20 protein-coding genes and 1 tRNA gene are annotated in these 21,669 nt (G+C 31.9%); 9 read left to right on the plus strand and 12 right to left on the minus strand.

Annotation, left to right across the window (positions count from 1 at the left end; genetic code table 11):
* Positions 1-15: 15 nt before the first annotated feature.
* From ABXT64_RS04370 to ABXT64_RS04390, 5 genes are all read right to left on the minus strand, one after another.
* Entirely contained in the window at positions 16-1,356 is a 1,341-nt protein-coding gene (locus tag ABXT64_RS04370) for an HTTM domain-containing protein (RefSeq protein WP_443634243.1), read from the minus strand.
* A complete protein-coding gene (locus tag ABXT64_RS04375) occupies positions 1,349-2,281 on the minus strand; it encodes a bifunctional riboflavin kinase/FAD synthetase (RefSeq protein ID WP_443634244.1) in 933 nt (310 codons plus the stop codon). Before ABXT64_RS04375 ends, ABXT64_RS04370 begins: the two co-directional genes overlap by 8 nt.
* Before the next feature lie 6 nt (positions 2,282-2,287).
* Positions 2,288-2,854: an aminoacyl-tRNA hydrolase gene (pth, locus tag ABXT64_RS04380; protein WP_443634919.1), complete on the minus strand. Its 567-nt coding sequence runs from the start codon at positions 2,852-2,854 to the stop codon at positions 2,288-2,290.
* A gap of 206 nt (positions 2,855-3,060) precedes the next feature.
* Complete coding sequence (locus tag ABXT64_RS04385; RefSeq protein ID WP_443634245.1) at positions 3,061-3,696, minus strand: 50S ribosomal protein L25/general stress protein Ctc; 636 nt, start codon at positions 3,694-3,696, stop codon at positions 3,061-3,063.
* Between the two features lie 133 nt (positions 3,697-3,829).
* On the minus strand, positions 3,830-4,771 hold the full coding sequence (locus ABXT64_RS04390; protein WP_443634247.1) for a ribose-phosphate pyrophosphokinase: 942 nt from the start codon (positions 4,769-4,771) through the stop codon (positions 3,830-3,832).
* Positions 4,772-4,922: 151 nt separating this feature from the next.
* Between ABXT64_RS04390 and ABXT64_RS04395 the strand changes: the two genes are divergently transcribed.
* Positions 4,923-5,004, plus strand: a tRNA-Leu gene (locus ABXT64_RS04395).
* Between the two features lie 268 nt (positions 5,005-5,272).
* On the opposite strand, the gene ABXT64_RS04400 is transcribed toward ABXT64_RS04395, so the two are convergent.
* Together ABXT64_RS04400 and ABXT64_RS04405 are read right to left on the minus strand one after the other, a co-directional pair.
* On the minus strand, positions 5,273-6,067 hold the full coding sequence (locus ABXT64_RS04400) for a Rieske (2Fe-2S) protein (RefSeq protein ID WP_443634249.1): 795 nt from the start codon (positions 6,065-6,067) through the stop codon (positions 5,273-5,275).
* Between the two features lie 60 nt (positions 6,068-6,127).
* On the minus strand, positions 6,128-6,793 hold the full coding sequence (locus ABXT64_RS04405) for a heavy metal-binding domain-containing protein (protein WP_443634251.1): 666 nt from the start codon (positions 6,791-6,793) through the stop codon (positions 6,128-6,130).
* Positions 6,794-7,443: 650 nt separating this feature from the next.
* On the opposite strand from ABXT64_RS04405, the gene ABXT64_RS04410 reads away from it, so the two are divergent.
* From ABXT64_RS04410 to ABXT64_RS04420, 3 genes are all read left to right on the plus strand, one after another.
* Entirely contained in the window at positions 7,444-8,022 is a 579-nt protein-coding gene (locus ABXT64_RS04410) for a HupE/UreJ family protein (protein WP_443634252.1), read from the plus strand.
* A gap of 263 nt (positions 8,023-8,285) precedes the next feature.
* Entirely contained in the window at positions 8,286-8,717 is a 432-nt protein-coding gene (locus ABXT64_RS04415) for a deoxycytidylate deaminase (RefSeq protein WP_443634253.1), read from the plus strand.
* Between the two features lies 1 nt (position 8,718).
* Entirely contained in the window at positions 8,719-10,323 is a 1,605-nt protein-coding gene (locus tag ABXT64_RS04420) for a S41 family peptidase (RefSeq protein ID WP_443634255.1), read from the plus strand.
* Here ABXT64_RS04420 and ABXT64_RS04425 read toward each other — a convergent pair.
* The gene (locus tag ABXT64_RS04425; RefSeq protein ID WP_443634256.1) at positions 10,320-10,517 is read right to left on the minus strand and encodes a hypothetical protein; all 198 of its coding nucleotides are present in this window, start codon (positions 10,515-10,517) and stop codon (positions 10,320-10,322) included. The genes ABXT64_RS04420 and ABXT64_RS04425 overlap by 4 nt on opposite strands.
* Before the next feature lie 5 nt (positions 10,518-10,522).
* On the minus strand, positions 10,523-11,104 hold the full coding sequence (locus ABXT64_RS04430; RefSeq protein WP_443634257.1) for a MarC family protein: 582 nt from the start codon (positions 11,102-11,104) through the stop codon (positions 10,523-10,525).
* A gap of 116 nt (positions 11,105-11,220) precedes the next feature.
* On the opposite strand from ABXT64_RS04430, the gene ABXT64_RS04435 reads away from it, so the two are divergent.
* From ABXT64_RS04435 to ABXT64_RS04445, 3 genes are all read left to right on the plus strand, one after another.
* On the plus strand, positions 11,221-11,790 hold the full coding sequence (locus ABXT64_RS04435; RefSeq protein ID WP_443634258.1) for a DUF3109 family protein: 570 nt from the start codon (positions 11,221-11,223) through the stop codon (positions 11,788-11,790).
* Between the two features lie 424 nt (positions 11,791-12,214).
* Positions 12,215-13,192 (plus strand): ribonucleotide-diphosphate reductase subunit beta, encoded by a 978-nt coding sequence (locus ABXT64_RS04440; RefSeq protein ID WP_443634259.1) that lies wholly within the window; start codon positions 12,215-12,217, stop codon positions 13,190-13,192.
* A gap of 126 nt (positions 13,193-13,318) precedes the next feature.
* Entirely contained in the window at positions 13,319-15,751 is a 2,433-nt protein-coding gene (locus tag ABXT64_RS04445) for a ribonucleoside-diphosphate reductase subunit alpha (protein ID WP_443634261.1), read from the plus strand.
* A gap of 47 nt (positions 15,752-15,798) precedes the next feature.
* On the opposite strand, the gene ABXT64_RS04450 is transcribed toward ABXT64_RS04445, so the two are convergent.
* Entirely contained in the window at positions 15,799-16,506 is a 708-nt protein-coding gene (locus ABXT64_RS04450) for a DUF6503 family protein (RefSeq protein ID WP_443634263.1), read from the minus strand.
* A gap of 113 nt (positions 16,507-16,619) precedes the next feature.
* On the opposite strand from ABXT64_RS04450, the gene ABXT64_RS04455 reads away from it, so the two are divergent.
* The gene (locus tag ABXT64_RS04455; RefSeq protein ID WP_443634265.1) at positions 16,620-17,768 is read left to right on the plus strand and encodes an alpha/beta hydrolase; all 1,149 of its coding nucleotides are present in this window, start codon (positions 16,620-16,622) and stop codon (positions 17,766-17,768) included.
* Positions 17,769-18,623: 855 nt separating this feature from the next.
* On the opposite strand, the gene ABXT64_RS04460 is transcribed toward ABXT64_RS04455, so the two are convergent.
* Complete coding sequence (locus tag ABXT64_RS04460; protein ID WP_443634266.1) at positions 18,624-19,085, minus strand: hypothetical protein; 462 nt, start codon at positions 19,083-19,085, stop codon at positions 18,624-18,626.
* A 164-nt stretch (positions 19,086-19,249) separates the two neighbouring features.
* Here ABXT64_RS04460 and radA point away from each other — a divergent pair, with 164 nt between their 5' ends.
* Entirely contained in the window at positions 19,250-20,611 is a 1,362-nt protein-coding gene (gene radA / locus ABXT64_RS04465) for a DNA repair protein RadA (protein ID WP_443634268.1), read from the plus strand.
* 3 nt (positions 20,612-20,614) lie between these two features.
* On the opposite strand, the gene ABXT64_RS04470 is transcribed toward radA, so the two are convergent.
* A complete protein-coding gene (locus ABXT64_RS04470; RefSeq protein ID WP_443634269.1) occupies positions 20,615-21,652 on the minus strand; it encodes an aldo/keto reductase in 1,038 nt (345 codons plus the stop codon).
* Positions 21,653-21,669: the final 17 nt, after the last annotated feature.

Raw genomic sequence — 21,669 nt, forward strand, 5'->3', positions numbered from 1 at the left:
TAGGGCAATCAATTATCACTTTTTAGTGACGCCTTTTTTATGATAATCATTTGGGGATGGTAATATCCAATCTAAATGTGAATATGGCTTCCATTTCTGTGAAGCAATATCGATTTCAGGATTTATAAAAGGAAAAAAAGGACCTCCATTTACACTTACTCTTGAAGTGACATATATAGCAATTTCATTTCCTTTTGCGTTTTCTTCTTTTTTAATTCGTTGCGCTAATTGCCACATTAAATCGGCTTTTGTAGGCAAAGATCTCGCTTGTTTTTTAGATAAATGATTTCGATAATTATAAATAATTCTCTCCCCAGTTTCTTTATTTTCTATATGCATTGTCAGGGTTCCACTTTTAGCCCGAAGCATCATTCGCCAACTCATGCGATGACCTTCTTCGGTCCAAAGCACATCGTCTTTTATCCCCCAATGCCGTAGTGGTAAACCTATTTGAACTATAAAATATAAACTGCCACAAAAGATTAATAAATTTTTATACTTCGGAACTAATACCTCGTCTTTATTATATAGTTCTGCTTGTAATTTAAATAGTTTCTGAATGCTTTCCGAAGAAAAGAAAAACAAAGCAAAAGCAATAGACATATAAGGAAAAATACCTACTTGAAATACTACTGAATTAAATAAATGAAAAAATAGAGACAAGTAAAATCCAAGCAATCGTGTTGGTTTCCAAAGTAACATAGGAATGATCAGCAAATCGAATAAAATTCCAAAATATGCAATAGAATAATGCATCCATGATTCTTGCAGTAAGCCTCCAATGAGCCAATAATCACTCTTAGATTTCATAAACATCGCAGGTGCTGTTCCATTTAACCAATCTGGATACCATTTTGCTATAGCACCATACGTAAAGACAATAAAAACTTGTAAAACTAACATCCATTTACACCATTGAGGCATGGAAAGTTTTTTAAATGATGGCTTAAATTTTACATCCAAGGAATACCTTCTATGTGCTGGCAATAATACCATTACCCAGCATAAAAGCACCATTAAATAATAATGATTATTGTACGATGTTTTTTGCATTAGATACGCTCCTGTCCAAAGAAAAGCATAGGCAAACATGCTCATTCTATATTTGTAGCCAAGCATCACTCCGAGTCCAAAAACACCCATAACAACAAAATAGGCATACATTCCAGGGCCTTGTAAATTTTGCAAGAAATCGAAACCAATAAAATTAAAAGTAAATTCAGGGTCCACCATAACGCGTCTTACCCAACCGGTAGCAATTGCACCAAACGCCTCGATTGTAATTAACAAACCAAATACGATTCTAAACAAAGTTAGTCCCGTATTATCAATTTGTTTAAAGAGGAAGTTATTCATGTAATTTTAAATATGCTCTTGCGAATTTTTCATCTTCTTGAATCGCTTGTTTTAGTTCTTCAACAGAGTCAAAATTAATTTCGCCTCTAATTCTTGTTAAAAAGGCTATTTGAAGTTCTTGATCATAAAGGACTTCATTAAAATCTAAAAAGAAGGTTTCTATCGTTTTATTAATTCCACCAACAGTAGGATTAGTTCCAATATTGGTGATTCCAAATACTTTTTTATTTGCGATTATAGATTGAACCACATACACGCCAATTTTTGGCACTATTTTATAGGCTTCTTGAACATGAAGATTAGCTGTTGGAAAATTTAATGTCTTTCCAATACTTTTACCTTTTACCACGGTACCCGTTAACATAAAAGGATAGCCTAAATACAAATGAGCGGTTTTACAATCACCTTCTTCAATTGCTCTTCTAACTTTTGTTGAACTAACCGAAACTTCATCTAATTGTCGTGCTCCAATTTCAATTACTTCAAAATCGAACGTTTCACCAAATTCTTTTAAATCATCGATTGTAGCAGCACGATTTCTTCCGAAGCGATGATCATATCCAATAATAACTTTTTTAGCTTTAAGTTTATTAACTAGAATATCACGGACAAATTCTAAGGCGGTTATTCGTGAAAATTCTTTGGTAAATGAATGAATAATAAGATGGTCGAGTTCAGTTTTTGCTAACAAATCTTTTCGTTCACCAATGGTATTAATCAATTTAATATTTGATTCTTTTTGAAGCACCATTCGGGGGTGAGGAAAAAAAGTAAGTACCACTGAATCTAGATTTTCTTCTTGAGCTGTTTTCACTAATTGATTAATAATCTCTTTATGACCAATATGTACACCATCGAAAGTGCCAATAGTCACAACGCTTGGACGATTATTTGTATAGGAAGACGTTTCTTGGTAAACTTTCACTCTTTTTTATTTTCCGTTAAATGAATTCATTGTATTTGCCATACCTGCCAATCCAAATGATTTAATTGCATCTATTGCTTTATCAACTCTTAATGAAAGGTTTTTCTCTTCTTCTTCAGTCCATTCGCCTAACACATAATCAACTTGTCTTCCTTCCGAAAAAGCATCGCTTATCCCAAATCTAAAACGATTGTATTGTGTTGTATTTAAGGTATGTTGAATATCTTTTAATCCATTATGACCCCCATCACTACCCTTCTTTTTAATTCTGAAGGTTCCAAAAGCTAGATTTAAATCGTCTGTAAGCACTAGGAGGTTTTCTAAAGGAATTTTTTCTTTCTCTAGCCAATACTTAACAGATTTCCCACTAAGGTTCATAAAAGTACTTGGCTTAATAAACACAAAGGTTCTTCCTTTTAATTTATAAGTGGTTTTATCACCTAATTTAACGGTCTCAAAAGTTAAAGATTCTTTTTCAGCAAAAACATCTACTATTCTAAACCCTATGTTATGTCTTGTATTTTCATATTTAGGACCAATATTACCTAAGCCAACGATAAGAAATTTTTTCATATTTATTTCCCGCGAAGGCGGGGAGCTTTTAATTGTTCCTGTTTTTTCTTTTTCTTGTAGGTTCCCTTCCTCAGCGTTTTTCTGCTTAATAGGATAACCAAATAATTTCCGAAGAAAAGCAATCATAGACAAATGAATATTCTGTAAAAATAAAAAAAGCATCCCATATAAATGGAATGCTTTTTATTATAATTTTTAAGAATGATTTATTCTTTAGCAGCTCCTTCTTCTGCAGCTCCTTCTTCACCTTCTTCAGCTCCTTCTTCACCTTCTTCTTCTGCATCATCTTCAACAGCAGTACGAGAAGTTCTTATTTGACAAACTACCGTATTATCTGGGTGTAATATTGAGTATTCTCCAGCTAGTAAATCTGTAACATACATTTTACTACCAATTTTCATTTCTGTAATATCTGCATTAAGAAAATCTGGAAGACCTTTTGGTAATGCTTTAACACGTAATTTACGAGTAACAACACGTAAAACACCTCCATTTTTAACTCCTACAGAATTACCTGTAACACGAACAGGAATTTCCATACTCACTTCTTTATCATCAAATATTTGATAAAAATCGACGTGTAAAATTCCGTCTGTTACTGGGTGAAATTGAATATCTTGAAGTATAGCAGCTAAACTAGTACCATCTTCTAAAGAAATTACAACTGTATGTACGTCTGGAGTGTACACTAAGTTTTTAAACGCTAATTCTGGTGCTGAAAAGTGAATTGGTGCATCTCCTCCGTATACTACGCAAGGAACCATTCCAGCATTACGTAGGGCTTTAGTAGCTACCTTGCCTACGCTTTCTCTTTGAGATCCGTTGATTGTAATTGATTTCATTTGTTTATTTTAATGAATATAATTAATGTGTTAGCCTTTTTGACTAAGCGGATGCAAATGTGCGACTTTTTTTTGATTTTGAAAAGTAACAATACACATTTTTTAGACGCTAAAAAAGATGAATTTCAGAAGTTTACATTAAAAATTTCGAGCTAATTGATTTATTTCCATTTACGCTCATCATAACTTCTGCAAATAGCGGTGCACAGCTCAATACTTTAATTTTTGGGCTGTCTTTTTTTGTTGGAATAGAATCTGAAACTATTAACTCTTTAAGTTGAGAATTTTCTATACGTTCATACGCATTCCCTGAAAGCAAAGCATGGGTACAAATAGCTCTAACACTTAGGGCTCCACGCTCCATCATTAAATCGGCTGCTTTGGTTAAAGTTCCAGCAGTATCAACCATATCATCGACTAAAATTACATGCTTCCCTTCTACATCTCCGATTAATTCCATGTGAGAAATGATGTTGGCTTTTTCTCTTTGCTTATAACAAATAACCACATCACTTTCTAAAAATTTTGAATAAGCATAGGCTCTTTTAGAACCTCCCATATCTGGAGAAGCAATGGTCAGGTTATCTAAACCAAGTGATTTTACATAAGGTAAAAATATAGTAGAGGCAAATAAATGATCCACCGGCTTTTCAAAAAATCCTTGAATTTGATCGGCATGTAAATCCATAGTTATAATTCGAGTCGCTCCAGCTGTTTCCAACATTTTAGCAACTAATTTAGCTGCGATTGGAACACGTGGCTTGTCTTTTCGATCTTGTCTTGCCCAACCAAAATAAGGCAATACAGCGGTAATGTGTCTTGCTGAAGAACGTTTAGCTGCATCGATCATTAATAACATTTCCATTAAGTGATCACTGTTTGGAAATGTAGAACCAATAATAAAAACGCGACTTCCACGCACAGATTCTTCAAACGAAGGCTGGAATTCGCCATCGCTATAGGTTGATGTAATTACATTTCCTAATGGGATTCCATAAGAGTCTGCTATTGCTTTTGCTAGTATTATACTTTGCTTACAAGCGAAAATTTTTGGGTCGGGATAGTTCGTGGTCATTTTGTTGTGGGTTTGATACCTACAAATGTAAAATTATTCATAATTGTTTTGCAATTTTTGACCCAGCTAATTATCATTATTTATGAGCATTTTAATTAACAATAAAAATATAATATTAATTAGCATAAATGTCTATTTTTGCCAAGCCTAAGCTCAAGTGGTGGAATTGGTAGACACGTTGGATTCAAAATCCAATGCTTCACGGCGTGCGGGTTCGATTCCCGCCTTGAGTACGAATAAATCGAAAAGCAAGCGAAAACATAAAGCTTGCTTTTTGATTTTTGTAGATTTTTGATTTTCAAAGCGACGCTTTAGGGAAGAACACTAAAGTGTTCAATCACGCCTTGAGTACTTTATAAGACCGTAATCCTTTTAAAAAACAAAGGTTTGCGGTTTTTTTACGCCTTTTTTAGTCAACCAATAGTCAACAATATTAAAATAGCCGTAGTTTTTCAGTTAAAATCAGTTAACTGATAATCAATTAAAATCATTAATGATTCATCAATTCCATATATGAATATTATCTCCTGTTCGTTCTACTTGATATTGAATCATAGAATACTTACACTGGTCATCTTGAGTTTGCCCAGTGACAATATCGTATCTGTTTCCATCACACTGGCATGTAGCAATAATACCTTCTATCGTCATTCTTGAACATGAACTAGGTAAATGATTTGGATCACTTAACTCATAAGCAGTATAAAAACTATTATTCACATTGTAAACAACAATACCTTTAATTCCTTGATTGTAAATTTCAACACTATTTCCAGGAAATTTTAACGCGTTATATTCAGGCAGGTTCAAGTTTATATTCATATCTAACAATGGGATTATTAAATTTGGATTTTCATTTCTTAGAATTTCTCCAGCATTTATTTGGTTTATACCAGTGCTACATACTCTTTCCCATTTCCAAGTTTTTGGAATAGTGCCCTCTAAAGTTTGACCTGTATCTTCATCGATAATTTCGGTGTTAACCCAATACTCTGAAGACGTTTCTAATTCATCCTTAAGAATATATCCATGCCCTTCTGATAAAACTTCAATTCTCGTGTCAAGAAAACTAATTTCATCATTTGCTCCATCAAGAATATAGATGTCATTTTGTTCAAATCTAAAACCTTCATTAGACACTCCTGATTTCAACCAAGTATCTAATATCCAATTTGGTGGTGATAATTCTAAAATATTATTATCATTTTGATTATCGTCATTACTATTTTGATTATCATCAAATGAACAAGAAGCGAATAAAACTGCGATTAGTAATATGGATATTATTTTTTTCATTCCTTTATGTTTTTATATTATAATTTTTAGTAATGTATTAGAAAATACTTTTTATTGAATTTAAGAGTTATGAAAATCTTCTAACTCCTTTTTAAGTTTTCTATACTCGTTAGCATTCAATCTTTTTTCTTCTTCAGTCTTTTTAATTTTCTCAGAAAGAATAGAAATACTATCAAAAGCAGATATAGTCTTTTCTGAAAACACTTCTTTTGGGTTTTCTACTATAATAGCAGTACCCGCTGTACAAACTAATGCTTTAGCATTATTACCAGCAATTGCTCCTCCGCTACTACCAATTTCAGAATAATCAATATCTACTCCAATTACAGCATTTCCACCTAATAAGACACATTGTTGCTTTAATCGACTAATACATAATCCTTCTCCTTGATTAATTTTTGAATTTTGCTTTTTATCTTCAGTACCCATTAAATCTGACCAAAATGAAGCCCCTTCTGACCAAAACCCAGTACCCATAGTGGCACGACTAGATATAATATTGATTGCTTTATATTCCCAATTAAAAGGGTTTTGAATAGAAACTACAGGAATATTAATAGATAGTTCTATAATTTCTGATTTAATATTCTTTAATTCTGTTTTTAATCTTTCTTCAATTTTAAGACAGTTTTCTTTTCCTTTTTCTAAATCAACTTTCTTTTTATTTTTATCTTCTTTTTCCTGTTGTTTTTTTGCTTTTTCTTCTTTAGAGTCAAAAAGTCCCATAATTTAATTGTTTTAAGTTTTTTAATGATGAAAATATGATACCTGTCATCCTTTATTAAAACACCAAAATAAGCACATTAATAAATTATTGATTACGGTTAACCTCATCTAAAAAAATAACTTTTAGTTATCTATGACAAATGTTACTTTAAGAAACTGGGGAGTTCTAATTGGGAGTTTTACTTCTATAACGATAGTAATTTATTTTAACTTGAAAAATGTATTGATTAATCAATTTCCTCGCGTAAGCGTAAGGGATAAAACTATATAGATTCCCATCATTATTCTGATAAGACCCAGAAGTATATGCTTTTGTACTTATAATTGATCTTATTTCTGAAGTGTAATTTTCTTCAACATTCCCTTTCTTATTTTTAAAATGATTTTGTAACACTATGAGTTCTTCCGAAGTAAAATATGCTGAAATTGCCCCAGAAACAGTTCAAATAGTATCTAATCTAGAGGTTAGTTCTTCAATATTTGTAACAGATTTTTCTTGTGCAAATAAAATTCCTGTACAGCAGATAAATAGAATTACATATAATGTGGTTCTTTTCATAGCTAATCATTTAAAAAAGGGGAGATATCTCAAATATACGAATCTATCTACAAAACCCCTATATTTGTTATAATTGATGAATCTCCAAATCATGAACGAATTCTGGCTTTACTTTAAACTGGGTCTAAACCACGTACTCGACATGCAAGCATATGACCATGTCTTGTTTATCGTTGTTTTAGTAGCTGCATATAATTTTTCTGACTGGAAAAAATTACTAGGTCTTGTTTCGTTATTTACATTAGGGCATACCATCTCCTTACTTTTAGCTAGTTATAGTATAGCAAGTGTATCAAGTAGTGTGATTGAGTTTTTAATACCAATTACCATTTTAATCACTGCGTTTTTTAACATCATTGCTTCTCGAAAAAGTAATCATTCAGAAAAAATAGGCCTGCTTCTTATAATCACTTTTTTCTTCGGATTAATTCATGGGTTTGGATTTGCCACTTATTTTAATATGATCAAAGATGACACTACGATACTTCCGCTGCTTGAGTTTGCGCTTGGTATTGAAATCGCACAAATCATTATTGTAATTATTGTTTTAATCATCAGTTTTATATTTCAATCGTTCCTCCGTTTTAATAAAAGAGATTGGATTCTAATCATCTCATCTTTGGTAATTGGAATAGTCATTCCTATGTTAATTGAAAATTGGTCTTTTTAATTTTTTCAGAAAAAACAAGGTTCAAGTCAATTTTGAGATTATGGTTCAGCCTATTTATTTTTTGAATTTTTCAAAATAATAAAATATAATCATAGCCGTAGCTAGGTGAGTCATATTATTATAAAGAAAAAACGAAAAAGAACAAGGATTGGGTCGTCATATCTTACTTGACTTGAAACCAGCAACATTTATACAATATTTAACGCCCTAAGGTTTTGTTAGCAGACAAGTTCCGCTTAAATTCGCTATATACTATTATTTCAATGGGTGACGAAAAACAATTAAAATACGATATTGCTTATTTACGAATGGCGATGGAATGGAGTAAACTTTCTTATTGTAAACGTAAGCAAGTAGGTGCATTGATTGTGAAAGACAAAATGATCATTAGTGACGGGTATAACGGAACGCCATCTGGGTTTCAAAATATTTGTGAAGACGATGATGGATACACAAAATGGTATGTACTTCATGCAGAAGCTAATGCTATTTTAAAAGTAGCTTCTTCTACACAAGCATGTAAAGGAGCCACATTGTATATCACGATGTCGCCATGTCAAGGATGTAGTAAATTAATCCATCAAGCTGGGATTACTCGTTTGGTGTATTATAATGAATATAAGGATACATCAGGTTTGCGTTTTTTAGAAAAAGCAGGGGTCGAAATTTCACATATTAAAGGATTAGAAGAATAAAATGGGTTTCCAAAAAAAATACATCCCTCTATTATTAGGAGTAGCTGTAGCTGCTGGGGTTTATATTGGCTCAAAACTAAATTTTAATGATACAAGCGATAAGATTTTCGCAACAAATTCGAAAAAAGACAAACTCAACAGACTCATCGATTATATTGATTATGAATATGTTGATGAAGTAAACACCGATAGTATTGTTGATGTAACAGTTAATAGAATTTTAGAAAACTTAGATCCACATTCGGTGTATATTCCGGTGGATGAATATGAAGACAATGCAGATGATATGCGCGGAAATTTTGTGGGCATAGGCATTAGCTTCTATGTTTATAAAGACACCATTGCGGTTATTCGAAGTATTGAAGGAGGTCCTGCTGCAAAAGCAGGAATTATTGGAGGAGATAGAATTTTATATGCGGATGCTCATAAAATCTTTGGTGAAGATATTGAAAGAGATAGCATCACTAAATTTTTAAAAGGGAAAATCAACAGTAAAGTTAAATTAGAAGTTGCTCGTAAAGGGGAAGATAAATTACTAACTTTTAATGTGAAACGAACAAAAGTGCCTTTGGTAAGTGTAGATGCTTCCTATATGCTAAGTGAAGACCTAGGATATATTAAAATTAATCGTTTTTCAGAAACCACCTATACAGAATTTAAAAATGCGCTGGATGATTTAATCGAAAGAGGTTCAAAAAAATTAGTATTAGATCTTCGTGATAACCCAGGGGGATATATTTCTACGGCCGAAAAAATTATCGATAATTTCCTTAAAGACGATACATTGATTCTTATTACCAAAAATAAGAACGGTGAAGAAGATAAAATTTACGCAACTGGCAAAGGAGACTTTGAAGACGGAATGGTCTATGTGTTAATGAATGAGAACTCTGCTTCTGCTAGTGAAATTGTTGCTGGTGCTTTACAAGACAATGATCGTGGTATGATTATCGGAAGACGCTCTTTTGGAAAAGGGTTGGTTCAAAGAGAAATGTCTTTAGGAGATGGAAGCGCTATAAGATTAACAATAGCAAGGTATTATACTCCTACGGGGCGATCTATACAACGTCCTTATGATAATGGTAATGAAGCTTATTATAGGGATTATGAGAATAGATACACTAATGGCGAAATGATAAGTATCGATAGTATAAAAGTAGAAGATTCATTACGATTTGTAACTCCGAAAGGAAAAGTGGTGTATGGAGGCGGAGGTATTATTCCAGATGTATTTGTTCCTAAAGATACAAGTATAGAAAATGAAACGTTAGAATACATTTCTAGAAGTGGTTTTATGGGGTATTTTATATTTGAATATTTAGAAGAAAACAGAGCTCAATTTGAAGGAATGACTTCTGAAGATTTTAAAAATAATTATCAAGTATCTAATGAATTAGCTGAAGAATTTATAAGTTATTCTCGTTTTAATGATACGGAAATAAACATCGAAGAATATTCAAATCAGTTAAATAGAATTATCAAAGCGAGTATAGGACAACAACTCTTTGGAAGCAATGTTTTTGAATCAATTCTAAATGAAGGAGACTCTATGATACTAAAAGTGCTAACTATAGAGAACGCTCTTGTTCCTGAAATAGAAGACTAGCTCTTTGCCTTTTTCTCAATTGTTTTTACTGTTTTTAAGATCAATAATAACACAATAGCACAAGCAGAAGCAAAAATCCCAATTAATGCAACTAATGATTCGCCATCTAACAAATTGTTTGTGTCTAAAAAAGATATATTATAAACAATAAGTCCTACCGCTGCAATTATTAAAAAGTATATAAATTTTTTCATAGGTTTTAATTAAATAATTCTTGAATGTTTGAAGCAAACAGTTTTACAGCAATCGCTAATAAAATAACTCCAAATACTTTTCTAATAATAGTAATCCCAGACTTCCCTAAAAAACGCTGAATACGAGCTGAGGTTTTTAAAACAATATAAATAACAATAACATTAATTATAATGGCCGCTATAATATTTTCAATTGCGTATTCCGCACGTATTGATAGCAAAGACGTTAGCGCTCCTGGCCCTGCTAGTAATGGAAAAGCAATTGGAAAAATCGCAGCTACTTTTGGGGAGGCATCTTCTTCTTTAAACAGTGTAATTCCTAAAATCATTTCTAAGGCTAGAAAAAATAATATAAAAGAACCAGCGACTGCAAATTCATTTACATTAATTCCTATTAAGTTTAATATTCTCTCTCCAACAAATAAAAATATAATCATTAAAACGGCAGCGATAATAGAAGCCTTTTCAGATTGAATATGACCAACTTTTTCGCGTAAGGAAATAATTATTGGAATATTCCCAACAATATCAATCACGGCAAACAGTACCATCGTTGCAGTAAATATTTCTTTAATATTAAATTCCATTTTTTCTATTATTAAATCGCAAAATTACTCATTTAAGTAATGTCCACATCAATAATATATATATTTTTGATTTTGTTTTTATTCTTAAAAAAAGGAAATTAAAGTATCTTTGTCGCATGTTTCAATTAGGAAAAACCATAGTTTCTGAAGATATTTTAGAAAAAGAATTTGTCTGCAATTTAGGAGCCTGTAAAGGTGAATGCTGTATTGCTGGCGAAGCAGGAGCACCTGTTACTAAAGATGAAGTTGAAATTCTAAAAGACATTTACCCAAAAGTAAAACCCTTCTTACGTAAAGAAGGCATTGCAGTAATCGAAAAAGAAGGCACTCATGTTATTACCGATTTAAATGAACTAGAAACTCCTTTAGTTAATGGTAAAGAATGTGCCTATGTTTCTTTTTCAGAAAACGGAACTGCAGGCTGTGGAATCGAAGACGCCTATAATGCTGGCGAAGTAGAGTTTAGAAAACCCATTTCATGTCATTTATATCCTGTTCGTGTACAGGATTTTAGTGAATTTTCAGCTGTTAATTATCACAAATGGCCTATTTGCAATGATGCTTGTACTTTAGGAGCAGAGTTAAAAGTACCTGTCTACAAATTTCTTAAAGAATCTCTTATTAGAAAATTTGGTGAAAACTGGTATTTAGAGCTTGAAAAAGTGGCTGAGAACTACAAAAAGTAATCTTGTATATTTGGAAAACATTTTTGAAATTTTCAAGATGGTTTTTTTATTATTTCCAAATTAAAAATTAATTTCCGCTTTTTTATTAATTAATTTTAAGAAAAATATTCTTCGTTTTTAACAATTTTAAATCCTTAATAAATTGCTTCTAAAGACTTGCTTAACTCCTATAAAATAGAACGTTTTGTGAGTTTTCAACGATTAATTTTTAATTGTTTATAATTAAATATTTAAATTATAAATACCTGAAGATCAGATATTTTAGATTTTTTTTAACAAAATATTTGTATCAGGTCTAAAATGACTTTGTTGAAAACTTTGTTAAAAAACTAAAAGACATTCTGGTAGAATATCTTTTAAAAATATTCATATTTGTATGTCTACAGCAACAGCTAATTTTTTATAATATAAAACGTAACGGACAATGAACGAAGTAGAACCAATTTTAAAAAAAAACGATAATAGATTTGTAATTTTTCCTATACAACATCATGATATTTGGGATTGGTATAAAAAGCAAGAAGCTAGTTTTTGGACTGCAGAAGAAATTGATTTACATCAAGACGTAATCGATTGGGAAAAAAAATTAACTGACGACGAGCGTTATTTCATAAAACATATATTAGCATTTTTTGCTGCTTCAGATGGAATTGTTAATGAAAATCTTGCTGAAAACTTTATTTCAGAAGTACAATATTCAGAAGCAAAGTTCTTTTATGGTTTTCAAATTATGATGGAGAATATTCATTCTGAAGTATATTCACTATTAATTGATACGTACGTAAAAGACGATAAAGAAAAAGACCAACTATTTAAAGCCATAGAAGTTTTTCCTGCAATTAAAGAAAAAGCAGAATGGGCACTTAAATGGATCGATAGCCCAAGTTTTGCTGAAAGATTAATTGCTTTTGCTGCTGTAGAAGGAATCTTCTTTTCAGGAAGTTTTTGCTCTATCTTTTGGTTAAAGAAAAGAGGTTTAATGCCTGGCTTAACGTTCTCTAATGAATTGATATCACGTGACGAAGGGTTGCACTGCGACTTTGCAGTACATCTTCATAACAACCACATGATTAACAAAGTTCCTAAAGAGCGTATCACAGAAATTCTTACAGATGCATTAGATATTGAACGCTCATTTATTACTGAATCTTTACCTGTTAGTTTAATTGGTATGAATTCAAAATTAATGACACAATATCTTGAATTTGTAACCGATAGACTATTAGTAGAATTTGAATGTGAAAAAGTATATAACTCTAAAAATCCATTCGATTTCATGGATATGATCTCACTTCAAGGAAAAACAAATTTCTTTGAAAAAAGAGTTTCTGAATATCAAAAAGCAGGAGTTACAAACAAAGATAAAGAGTCTAATAAAATTAGTTTCGACGCGGATTTTTAATTAAAAGACCCGTCTTCTCCCCAAAAGATGGTATTTTTATTTAACAATAATACCTACAGAATAAAATCATCTAGGGCAGATATGTATTGCCTGAAAAATAATTAACCACAAAAAACAAAGAAACAAATGGACGTAATAAAAAGAGATGGCAGGAAAGAACCCATCATGTTCGACAAAATTACTGCACGAGTGCGTAAATTATGTTATGGCTTAAACGAATTGGTTGATCCAGTAAAAGTTGCCATGCGAGTTATTGAAGGTTTATATGATGGAGTAACAACAAGTGAACTAGACAACCTAGCAGCAGAAATTGCCGCAACCTTAACTACATCTCACCCTGACTATGCACGTCTAGCAGCAAGAATCTCTGTTTCAAATCTCCATAAAAACACTAAGAAAACTTTTTCTGAAGTAATGACAGATTTGTATGAGTATGTAAATCCTCGTACAGGAAAAGCCGCTCCTTTGTTAAGTGATGAAGTGTACAATGTTATTAAAGAGAATGCAGACGAATTAGATTCAACCATTATTTATAACCGTGATTTTAGTTATGACTATTTTGGTTTTAAAACACTAGAACGTTCATACCTCCTTAAACTTAATGGCAATATTGTTGAACGTCCTCAACATATGCTAATGAGAGTTTCTCTTGGAATTCATTTAAATGATTTAGAATCTGCAAAAGAAACGTATGAGTTGATGTCTAAAAAATTCTTTACACATGCAACTCCTACCTTGTTTAATAGTGGTACTCCAAAACCTCAAATGTCTTCTTGTTTTCTTTTAACAATGAAAGATGATAGTATTGATGGCATCTATGATACCTTAAAACAAACTGCAAAAATTTCTCAATCTGCAGGTGGAATAGGTCTTTCTATTCATAATATTAGAGCTACAGGTTCTTATATTTCAGGAACTAATGGAACTTCTAACGGAATTGTACCTATGCTTCAAGTATATAATGACACCGCTCGTTATGTAGATCAAGGTGGTGGAAAACGTAAAGGTTCTTTTGCAATTTACTTAGAGCCTTGGCATGCTGATATTTTTGATTTTTTAGATCTTAAGAAAAATCATGGTAAAGAAGAAATGCGTGCTCGTGATCTTTTCTATGCAATGTGGATTCCAGATTTATTTATGAAACGTGTCCAAGATGATGCAGAATGGACATTGATGTGCCCAAATGAATGCCCAGGTCTTTGCGACATGCATAGTGAAGAGTTTGAAGAAATGTACCTAAAATATGAAGGCCTAAATAAAGGAAGAAAAACAATTAAAGCGCGGGTACTTTGGGAAAAAATATTAGAATCTCAAATTGAAACAGGTACTCCGTACATGCTTTATAAAGATGCCGCAAACAGAAAGAGTAATCAAAAGAATTTAGGAACTATCCGTTCTTCAAATCTTTGTACTGAAATAATGGAGTACACTTCTCCAGGTGAAGTAGCCGTTTGTAATTTAGCATCGATTGCACTTCCTATGTTTGTGAAAAATGGAGCGTTTGATCATAAAGAATTGTTTAGAGTCACAAAACGTGTAACTAAAAACTTAAACAAAGTAATTGATAGAAATTACTATCCTGTAATTGAAGCAGAATATTCAAACTTTAAACACAGACCTATTGGATTAGGAATTCAAGGATTGGCAGATGCATTTATTTTAATGCGCCTTCCATTTACTTGTGATGAAGCAAAAAAACTGAATCAAGAAATTTTCGAAACACTTTATTTTGCAGCCTTAACAGCTTCCATGGAAGAAGCCAAAGAAGATGGTCCTTATGAAACTTATAAAGGATCTCCTATTTCTGAAGGTGAGTTCCAACATAATATGTGGGGCATTAAAGATGAAGAATTAAGTGGCCGTTGGGATTGGGCTAAACTAAGAAAAGACATAAAGAAGAATGGCGTGCGTAATTCATTATTAGTAGCACCAATGCCTACTGCTTCAACGTCACAAATATTAGGAAACAACGAAGCGTTTGAACCTTATACTTCTAATATTTATACCCGTCGAGTACTTTCTGGTGAATTCATTGTTGTAAACAAACATTTATTAGAAGATCTAGTAAAATTAAACCTTTGGAACGATGATTTAAAAGAAGAAATCATGCGCGCAAATGGTTCAATTCAAGGGGTAGAAAATATTCCTCAAGATCTAAAAGAATTATATAGAACCGTTTGGGAATTAAGCATGAAAGACATAATCGATATGTCACGTCATAGAGGATACTTTATTGACCAATCTCAATCGTTGAACCTCTTTATGGAAAATGCTAATATGGCAAAGCTAACATCAATGCACTTTTATGCATGGAAAAGTGGCTTAAAAACTGGGATGTACTATTTACGCACAAAAAGTGCTGTTGATGCTATTAAATTTACCTTAAAAAAGGAAGTTAAGAAAGAGCCTATTGTTACTGCTGCTGTTATTGCTGAAACTAAAGTAGAAGCTACCTCAGCTGTTTCAAACAAACCAATGACTCCACAAGAATTACGTGAACTGCTTACGAAATCTCAAAATGGAGAACCTGATGATGATTGTTTGATGTGTGGGTCTTAAGTTCAAAATATTAATAAATAAAAAAGGAAGGCGAAAGCCTTCCTTTTTTATTTATTAATAACATCAGTTCCTAAATACCCATCCTCTTTAATATAGTACCATTTCCTGATTTTAGGTATTTTTATATCTTCTATAATTTCTTCTTCTGAAAGTAATATATACTCTCCGTCATTTTTAGATTCATCATGAAAAAACTGATATACTTCCATCGCATACGTTTCAGGATTAAAATAGAAATACCAACTATCGCCGCCAACTTGTTCATCATAGGTTACTTTTAATACCAAATATTCTTTTCCTTTAAAAAGTTTTCGTTCCACTTCATTATGAATTACTGTTCCAGGATCTTTTAGTTTCATAGGTAATCCATACAAATACGTATAATAATTTTTATACATAGAAGCACGTTTACAATTTAAACCATGTTCTTTAGCTACCGCTTCAGAAAATTCTTTTTTTCCACAAAAAACAACACTACAGTTCTCTTTAACTATAGTAAATTCTGTGGTTAGTGTGTCTTTAATTGCCTTTGAATAAAAATATTCATCAGGTAAATTTATTTTTATTTCCGTAGTTCTTTTAGCGCTTTTAGGAGATTCCATTTCAACAGTAAAAGCACTATTAAATGAATCCCAATTATTTTGAGGATCGTGATATTCAATGGATTTATTTAGTAATTCTTCTCCTGTAATATTCTGACAAAAGACAAAAGTACTTATTGAAAAAAGGAATAAAATAATATAATATTTTTTCATAATTATAGTTTTATAACCTCGAAGTTAAATAATATCTTATTCTGAAAGCTTTTATAATCTTAAAATATTTCATTTATAAATTTTAGTATCTTTCGTCATCCAAATATCTAAACATGAAGAAATTCCTATTAGTTACCCTATGCTTATTTACGAACCTTATTTGCTCTTCTCAAATTCTTTATGAAGAGTTTTATTCAACAAAACTAGATGAAACAAGAAAATTAAAAATTCAACTTCCAAGAAATTATGAAAGTAATTCAGAAAAAGTATATCCAATTGTCATCGTTCTTGATGCAGATTATCTTTTTGAACCTGTTGCGGGTAATGTTGATTATTTTAGCTATTGGGAAGATATGCCAGAATCTATAGTTGTAGGTGTTATGCAAGGAGATGGTAGATATGACGATTGTAATTATGACGATACCAATTTTTTGCCTTCAGATAAAGGGGTAGATTTCTTTGAATTTATTGGATTAGAGTTGGTGCCTTTTATTGATGAGAATTACCGTACCGCAAAATTTATTATTGCGGTAGGCCATGATTTTACTGCAAATTTTATCAATTATTACCTTTTTAAAGACCCTCCATTATTTAATGGCTATATAAATTTAAGTCCAGATTTAGCGCCTTTAATGGATGAACGACTTCCTGAAATAATTCCTTCTATTGAAAAAAAAATTTATTATTATCTGGCAACTGGAACCGATGATATTCAAGATTTAATGGAAAATACCGAAGCATTAAATAAATCTTTAGCGGGATTAAAAAGCAAGAATTTCGAATACTTTTATGATAATTTTGACGGCGCCACACATTATTCATTAGCCGGAAGAGGTATTCCAAACGCTTTAGAAAAAATATTTTCTGTGTATAGACCCATTAGTAAAAAGGAGTTTAAAGATGTTATCATGAAACTAGAAACTCCTATACATTTATATTTAACAGAAAAATACCAAACTATAGAAGATCTTTTTGGACTTACAAATCCAATTAGAGTAAACGATATTATCGCTACAGCAACTGCTGCAGAAAAGAAAAAACAATGGGAATCTTTAAGAGAAATTGCAACATTAGCAAAAAAACAATACCCTGATACAGCTTTAGGTTATTACTATTTAGGGCGCTATTATGAAGAAACCGGTGAACCTAAAAAAGCAATGAGAACCTATCAAGGAGCCTATGATAAAGAAGAGGTAGAGTTCATTACTACTGATATGCTATTAGACAAGGCTGATAAAATAAAAGAAGATTTTGGGTACTAGTACCTCTAAATTTTAAATTAAAATGCCTCAAATTAATGAGGCATTTTTAATACTAGTCAGTTTTTATATCCCACGTTGGAAATAACCAAAGTAAAATATGTAAAATAATTTTAATCATAATGGTTAATTATTAGTCATGAATTAAAGTAATTGCTTTTTTTCCACATATAAAAATTTATTAGCCTAACGGCTTTATTTTTACGATATGTTACATTCTAAGTAATTTATATAGAGCCTTTTATTAAAATTGATTTATCTATTATTACGTATATCATAGTTTAAACTAATGCATTATTTTTATAAACTAATTAAAAAGAATATTACCATAAAAAATTTTATAATGCTTTTAGCTTTTGTTTTTATTTTCACTAGCTGTGAAAAAGAGCAAGACACTATACCTGAAACAAATACAGCAGATTTAGTTTCAACTATTTACAATCAAGATGCAAAAGCTGAATTTGATAACAACAATGAAGAAGGTCTTTATAGAGGAATCTTTTCAACTCACGATTTATCTATGAAAGGTGAAATCGTTTTAGATTTAGGAAATTCAAAAAAAATTCAAGCCGTTGTAAATTTAATTAGAGGAGGAGACTCTTTTCTTTTAAAAGGACAAAAAGACAAAACAAAAAGAGAACGATATATTTTCGATTCTGAAAGAGGAACATTTACAATTACAGTTAATCCTGATGGTAGAATACGATTAGATAATTTTACTTTCGATGAAAAAGATGCTTATATCGTTGCTTATAAAGAAACTTCATTAGTACCTGTATCTTTTTCATTTGGTAACTATACCGATGATGGAGACCCAACAAAAAATGGAAACTGGGATGCTATGAACAATGGAGCAACTTATATATCACCTCCAGCACATTCATCGTTCCCAGCTTCTTCAAAAGCCTGTACTCTAAAGTTAATTGTTCCGGCAAAAATATCACGTTCAGACACTCGCATAACGGAGGTCATTCCTGAAGATAAACCATAAACAAAACCATCACCATTAAAACACACAATTTCTGTCCCGCCACAAGCATCAAATACACTAATTCCATGGGTTCCAGATAAATTAGTAACGTATAGATTTCCATCCACTGGCATGACAAATTCATACCATACATCTAAGTTGTTGTCTACAACGCCGTCACAAGATGCATCCATACTCTCTGTAGCCGTGGTGTTATCTATAGAACATTCTAAATAATCTAATACTCCAATGGTAATAAGTTCGCGGTCGACACATTCATCATTGGCAGGTTGTGAAAAACCAATTAAGGGGAGTAATAATAAAGCTGAAATAAATAATAGTATTTTCATGGTTAGCTACTTAGTGTAAAAATAAACTTAGTGTATTTATTACAATGAGATACTAAATTTTTAGTGAAGGGGTGTTTTTCTTTAGTGAATGAAAAAATCATTCTCATTTTCAATTGATATATTTTTAGGTCCCTTTTAATTATGGTATTTTAGCTATATAGATTATGGCTAAAACTAAAACCTCCTTTTTTTGTCAAAACTGCGGAAGTCAATTTGCAAAATGGCAAGGACAATGTACTTCCTGTAAGGAATGGAACACCATTGCTGAAGAAATAATTCAGAAAGCTGAGAAAGTCTCTTGGAAGACTTCTGATTCTCCTACACAAAGAACATCAAAACCACAAAAGATTTCAGAAATTGAAGCAACATCTGAAGCAAGACTTAACACCTTAAACAAAGAGCTAAATAGAGTTTTAGGAGGCGGTTTAGTTCCTGGCTCTTTAACTTTGTTAGGTGGTGAACCAGGTATAGGAAAAAGTACATTAATGCTTCAAATTGCTTTGCAGTTACCCTATAAAACATTGTATGTTTCAGGAGAAGAAAGTGCACAACAAATAAAAATGAGAGCGGAAAGAATTCATCCAGACTCAACAAATTGTTACATTTTAACTGAAACAAAAACACAGCATATTTTTAGGCAAATTGAAGCCAATCAACCCGATATTGTAATAATCGATTCAATACAAACATTACATAGTGATACTATTGAAAGCAGTCCTGGAAGTATTTCCCAAATAAGAGAATCTACTACCGAACTTATCAAATTTGCAAAAGAAACTGCTACCCCAGTAATTCTTATTGGGCATATTACCAAAGATGGAAATATTGCAGGCCCAAAAGTATTGGAACATATGGTGGATACCGTACTTCAATTTGAAGGTGACCGTAATCATGTGTATCGAATATTAAGAGCACAAAAAAATAGATTTGGCTCTACCAATGAGCTAGGAATTTATGAAATGCAAGGCAATGGATTACGGGAAGTACATAACCCTTCTGAACTATTAATTTCTAAAAATAAAGAAGATTTAAGTGGAACTACAATCGCAGCTACTTTAGAAGGCATGCGTCCTTTAATGATCGAAATTCAAGCTTTGGTAAGTAGTGCTGTTTATGGAACACCTCAACGAAGTACTACTGGATTTAATGCTAAAAGGTTAAATATGTTATTGGCTGTTTTAGAGAAAAGAGCTGGATTTAAACTAGGGGCAAAAGATGTTTTTTTAAATGTTACTGGCGGAATTACAGTCGATGATCCTGCTATTGACCTGGCTGTAGTCGCAGCCGTTCTTTCTTCGAATATTGACATTTCGATAGATAAGTCAATGTGTTTCGCTGCTGAAATTGGTCTTGCTGGAGAAGTTCGCCCTGTACCTCGGATTGATCAACGAATTATGGAAGCTGAAAAACTTGGCTTTACTTCTATAATTATCTCAAAACATTGTAAACTTCCAAAAACGAACTATAAAATAAACATTATTGGTGTTACAAAAGTTCATGATGTGGTGCGGCATTTATTTGGATAATAATTAGGGCGCCGGATTTGGAATCTGGCTATGAATATCATTTATTTCATTTAAAATTTCTTCGGAAAGAATTACATTCATACTCCCTATATTTTCTGAAAGTTGATCCATTGTAGTTGCTCCTATAATCGTTGAAGTTACAAATGGTTGTTGTCGAACAAAAGCTAATGACATTTGTGTCAAACTAAGTCCATGTTTATTCGCCAGATCATTATATTTCATAGTCGCTTCAAATGAAGCTTTTCCATGATACCTAGAGTAGTTAGGAAATAATGTAACTCTTGCATTTTCTGGAGTAGCACCATGTAAATATTTTCCTGAAAGCTGTCCAAATGCTAAAGGTGAATAAGGTAAATATCCTAAATTTTCTTTGTGTAATACTTCTGTCAAAGCAATTTCATCTCTACGATTAAGTAGGCTATATGCATTTTGAACAGAGACCATTTTCATCGCTCCTTTTCTGTGTTCTTCCATATAGCGCATTAATCCAAATGGAGTCTCGTTCGATAAAGCGATGTGTTTTATTTTTCCTTGTTTTACAAAGATTTCAAGTCTTTCTATAATCGCTGCAATATTATCTTCCCATTGTTCATTTACATTATAATTATAATCTCTTACCCCAAAAATATTTACATTCCTTTCTGGCCAATGCAACTGATAAAGATCTATATAATCTGTTTGTAGTCTTTTTAAACTATGATTTAAAGCATGTTCTAATGAAGCTGCACTAAAATCTAATTGCTCCCTAATATGTTGAAAACCTCTTGAAGGACCTGCAACTTTTGTTGCTAAAATAACCTGATCTCTATTCTTTTTTTGAGCGAACCACGTGCCTATAATTTCTTCCGTTTTACCTTGTGTTAAAGGAGAGGCTGGAACTGCATACATTTCAGCAGTATCAATAAAGTTAACTCCTTCTTCCAAAGCGTAATCTAATTGTTCATGGCCCTCTTTTTCATCATTTTGCTCTCCCCAAGTCATGGTTCCAAGGCAAATTTCACTTACATTTAAAGAGGTATTAGGTATTTTTTTATAATTCATTGATATTGCTTTTTAAA

It is taken from the genome of Candidatus Marifrigoribacter sp. Uisw_064, from assembly GCF_047730175.1.
Taxonomy (GTDB): Bacteria; Bacteroidota; Bacteroidia; order Flavobacteriales; family Flavobacteriaceae; genus Marifrigoribacter.

Excerpts from the sequence above, each read along its gene's own strand:
- ABXT64_RS04370 (WP_443634243.1), bottom strand. The coding sequence starts at position 1,356 with ATGAATAACTTCCTCTTTAAACAAATTGATAATACGGGACTAACTTTG.
- pth (WP_443634919.1), bottom strand. The coding sequence starts at position 2,854 with ATGAAAAAATTTCTTATCGTTGGCTTAGGTAATATTGGTCCTAAATAT.
- ABXT64_RS04385 (WP_443634245.1), bottom strand. The coding sequence starts at position 3,696 with ATGAAATCAATTACAATCAACGGATCTCAAAGAGAAAGCGTAGGCAAG.
- ABXT64_RS04390 (WP_443634247.1), bottom strand. The coding sequence starts at position 4,771 with ATGACCACGAACTATCCCGACCCAAAAATTTTCGCTTGTAAGCAAAGT.
- ABXT64_RS04400 (WP_443634249.1), bottom strand. The coding sequence starts at position 6,067 with ATGAAAAAAATAATATCCATATTACTAATCGCAGTTTTATTCGCTTCT.
- ABXT64_RS04405 (WP_443634251.1), bottom strand. The coding sequence starts at position 6,793 with ATGGGACTTTTTGACTCTAAAGAAGAAAAAGCAAAAAAACAACAGGAA.
- ABXT64_RS04410 (WP_443634252.1), top strand. The coding sequence starts at position 7,444 with ATGAACGAATTCTGGCTTTACTTTAAACTGGGTCTAAACCACGTACTC.
- ABXT64_RS04415 (WP_443634253.1), top strand. The coding sequence starts at position 8,286 with ATGGGTGACGAAAAACAATTAAAATACGATATTGCTTATTTACGAATG.
- ABXT64_RS04420 (WP_443634255.1), top strand. The coding sequence starts at position 8,719 with ATGGGTTTCCAAAAAAAATACATCCCTCTATTATTAGGAGTAGCTGTA.
- ABXT64_RS04425 (WP_443634256.1), bottom strand. The coding sequence starts at position 10,517 with ATGAAAAAATTTATATACTTTTTAATAATTGCAGCGGTAGGACTTATT.
- ABXT64_RS04430 (WP_443634257.1), bottom strand. The coding sequence starts at position 11,104 with ATGGAATTTAATATTAAAGAAATATTTACTGCAACGATGGTACTGTTT.
- ABXT64_RS04435 (WP_443634258.1), top strand. The coding sequence starts at position 11,221 with ATGTTTCAATTAGGAAAAACCATAGTTTCTGAAGATATTTTAGAAAAA.
- ABXT64_RS04440 (WP_443634259.1), top strand. The coding sequence starts at position 12,215 with ATGAACGAAGTAGAACCAATTTTAAAAAAAAACGATAATAGATTTGTA.
- ABXT64_RS04445 (WP_443634261.1), top strand. The coding sequence starts at position 13,319 with ATGGACGTAATAAAAAGAGATGGCAGGAAAGAACCCATCATGTTCGAC.
- ABXT64_RS04450 (WP_443634263.1), bottom strand. The coding sequence starts at position 16,506 with ATGAAAAAATATTATATTATTTTATTCCTTTTTTCAATAAGTACTTTT.
- ABXT64_RS04455 (WP_443634265.1), top strand. The coding sequence starts at position 16,620 with ATGAAGAAATTCCTATTAGTTACCCTATGCTTATTTACGAACCTTATT.
- ABXT64_RS04460 (WP_443634266.1), bottom strand. The coding sequence starts at position 19,085 with ATGAAAATACTATTATTTATTTCAGCTTTATTATTACTCCCCTTAATT.
- radA (WP_443634268.1), top strand. The coding sequence starts at position 19,250 with ATGGCTAAAACTAAAACCTCCTTTTTTTGTCAAAACTGCGGAAGTCAA.
- ABXT64_RS04470 (WP_443634269.1), bottom strand. The coding sequence starts at position 21,652 with ATGAATTATAAAAAAATACCTAATACCTCTTTAAATGTAAGTGAAATT.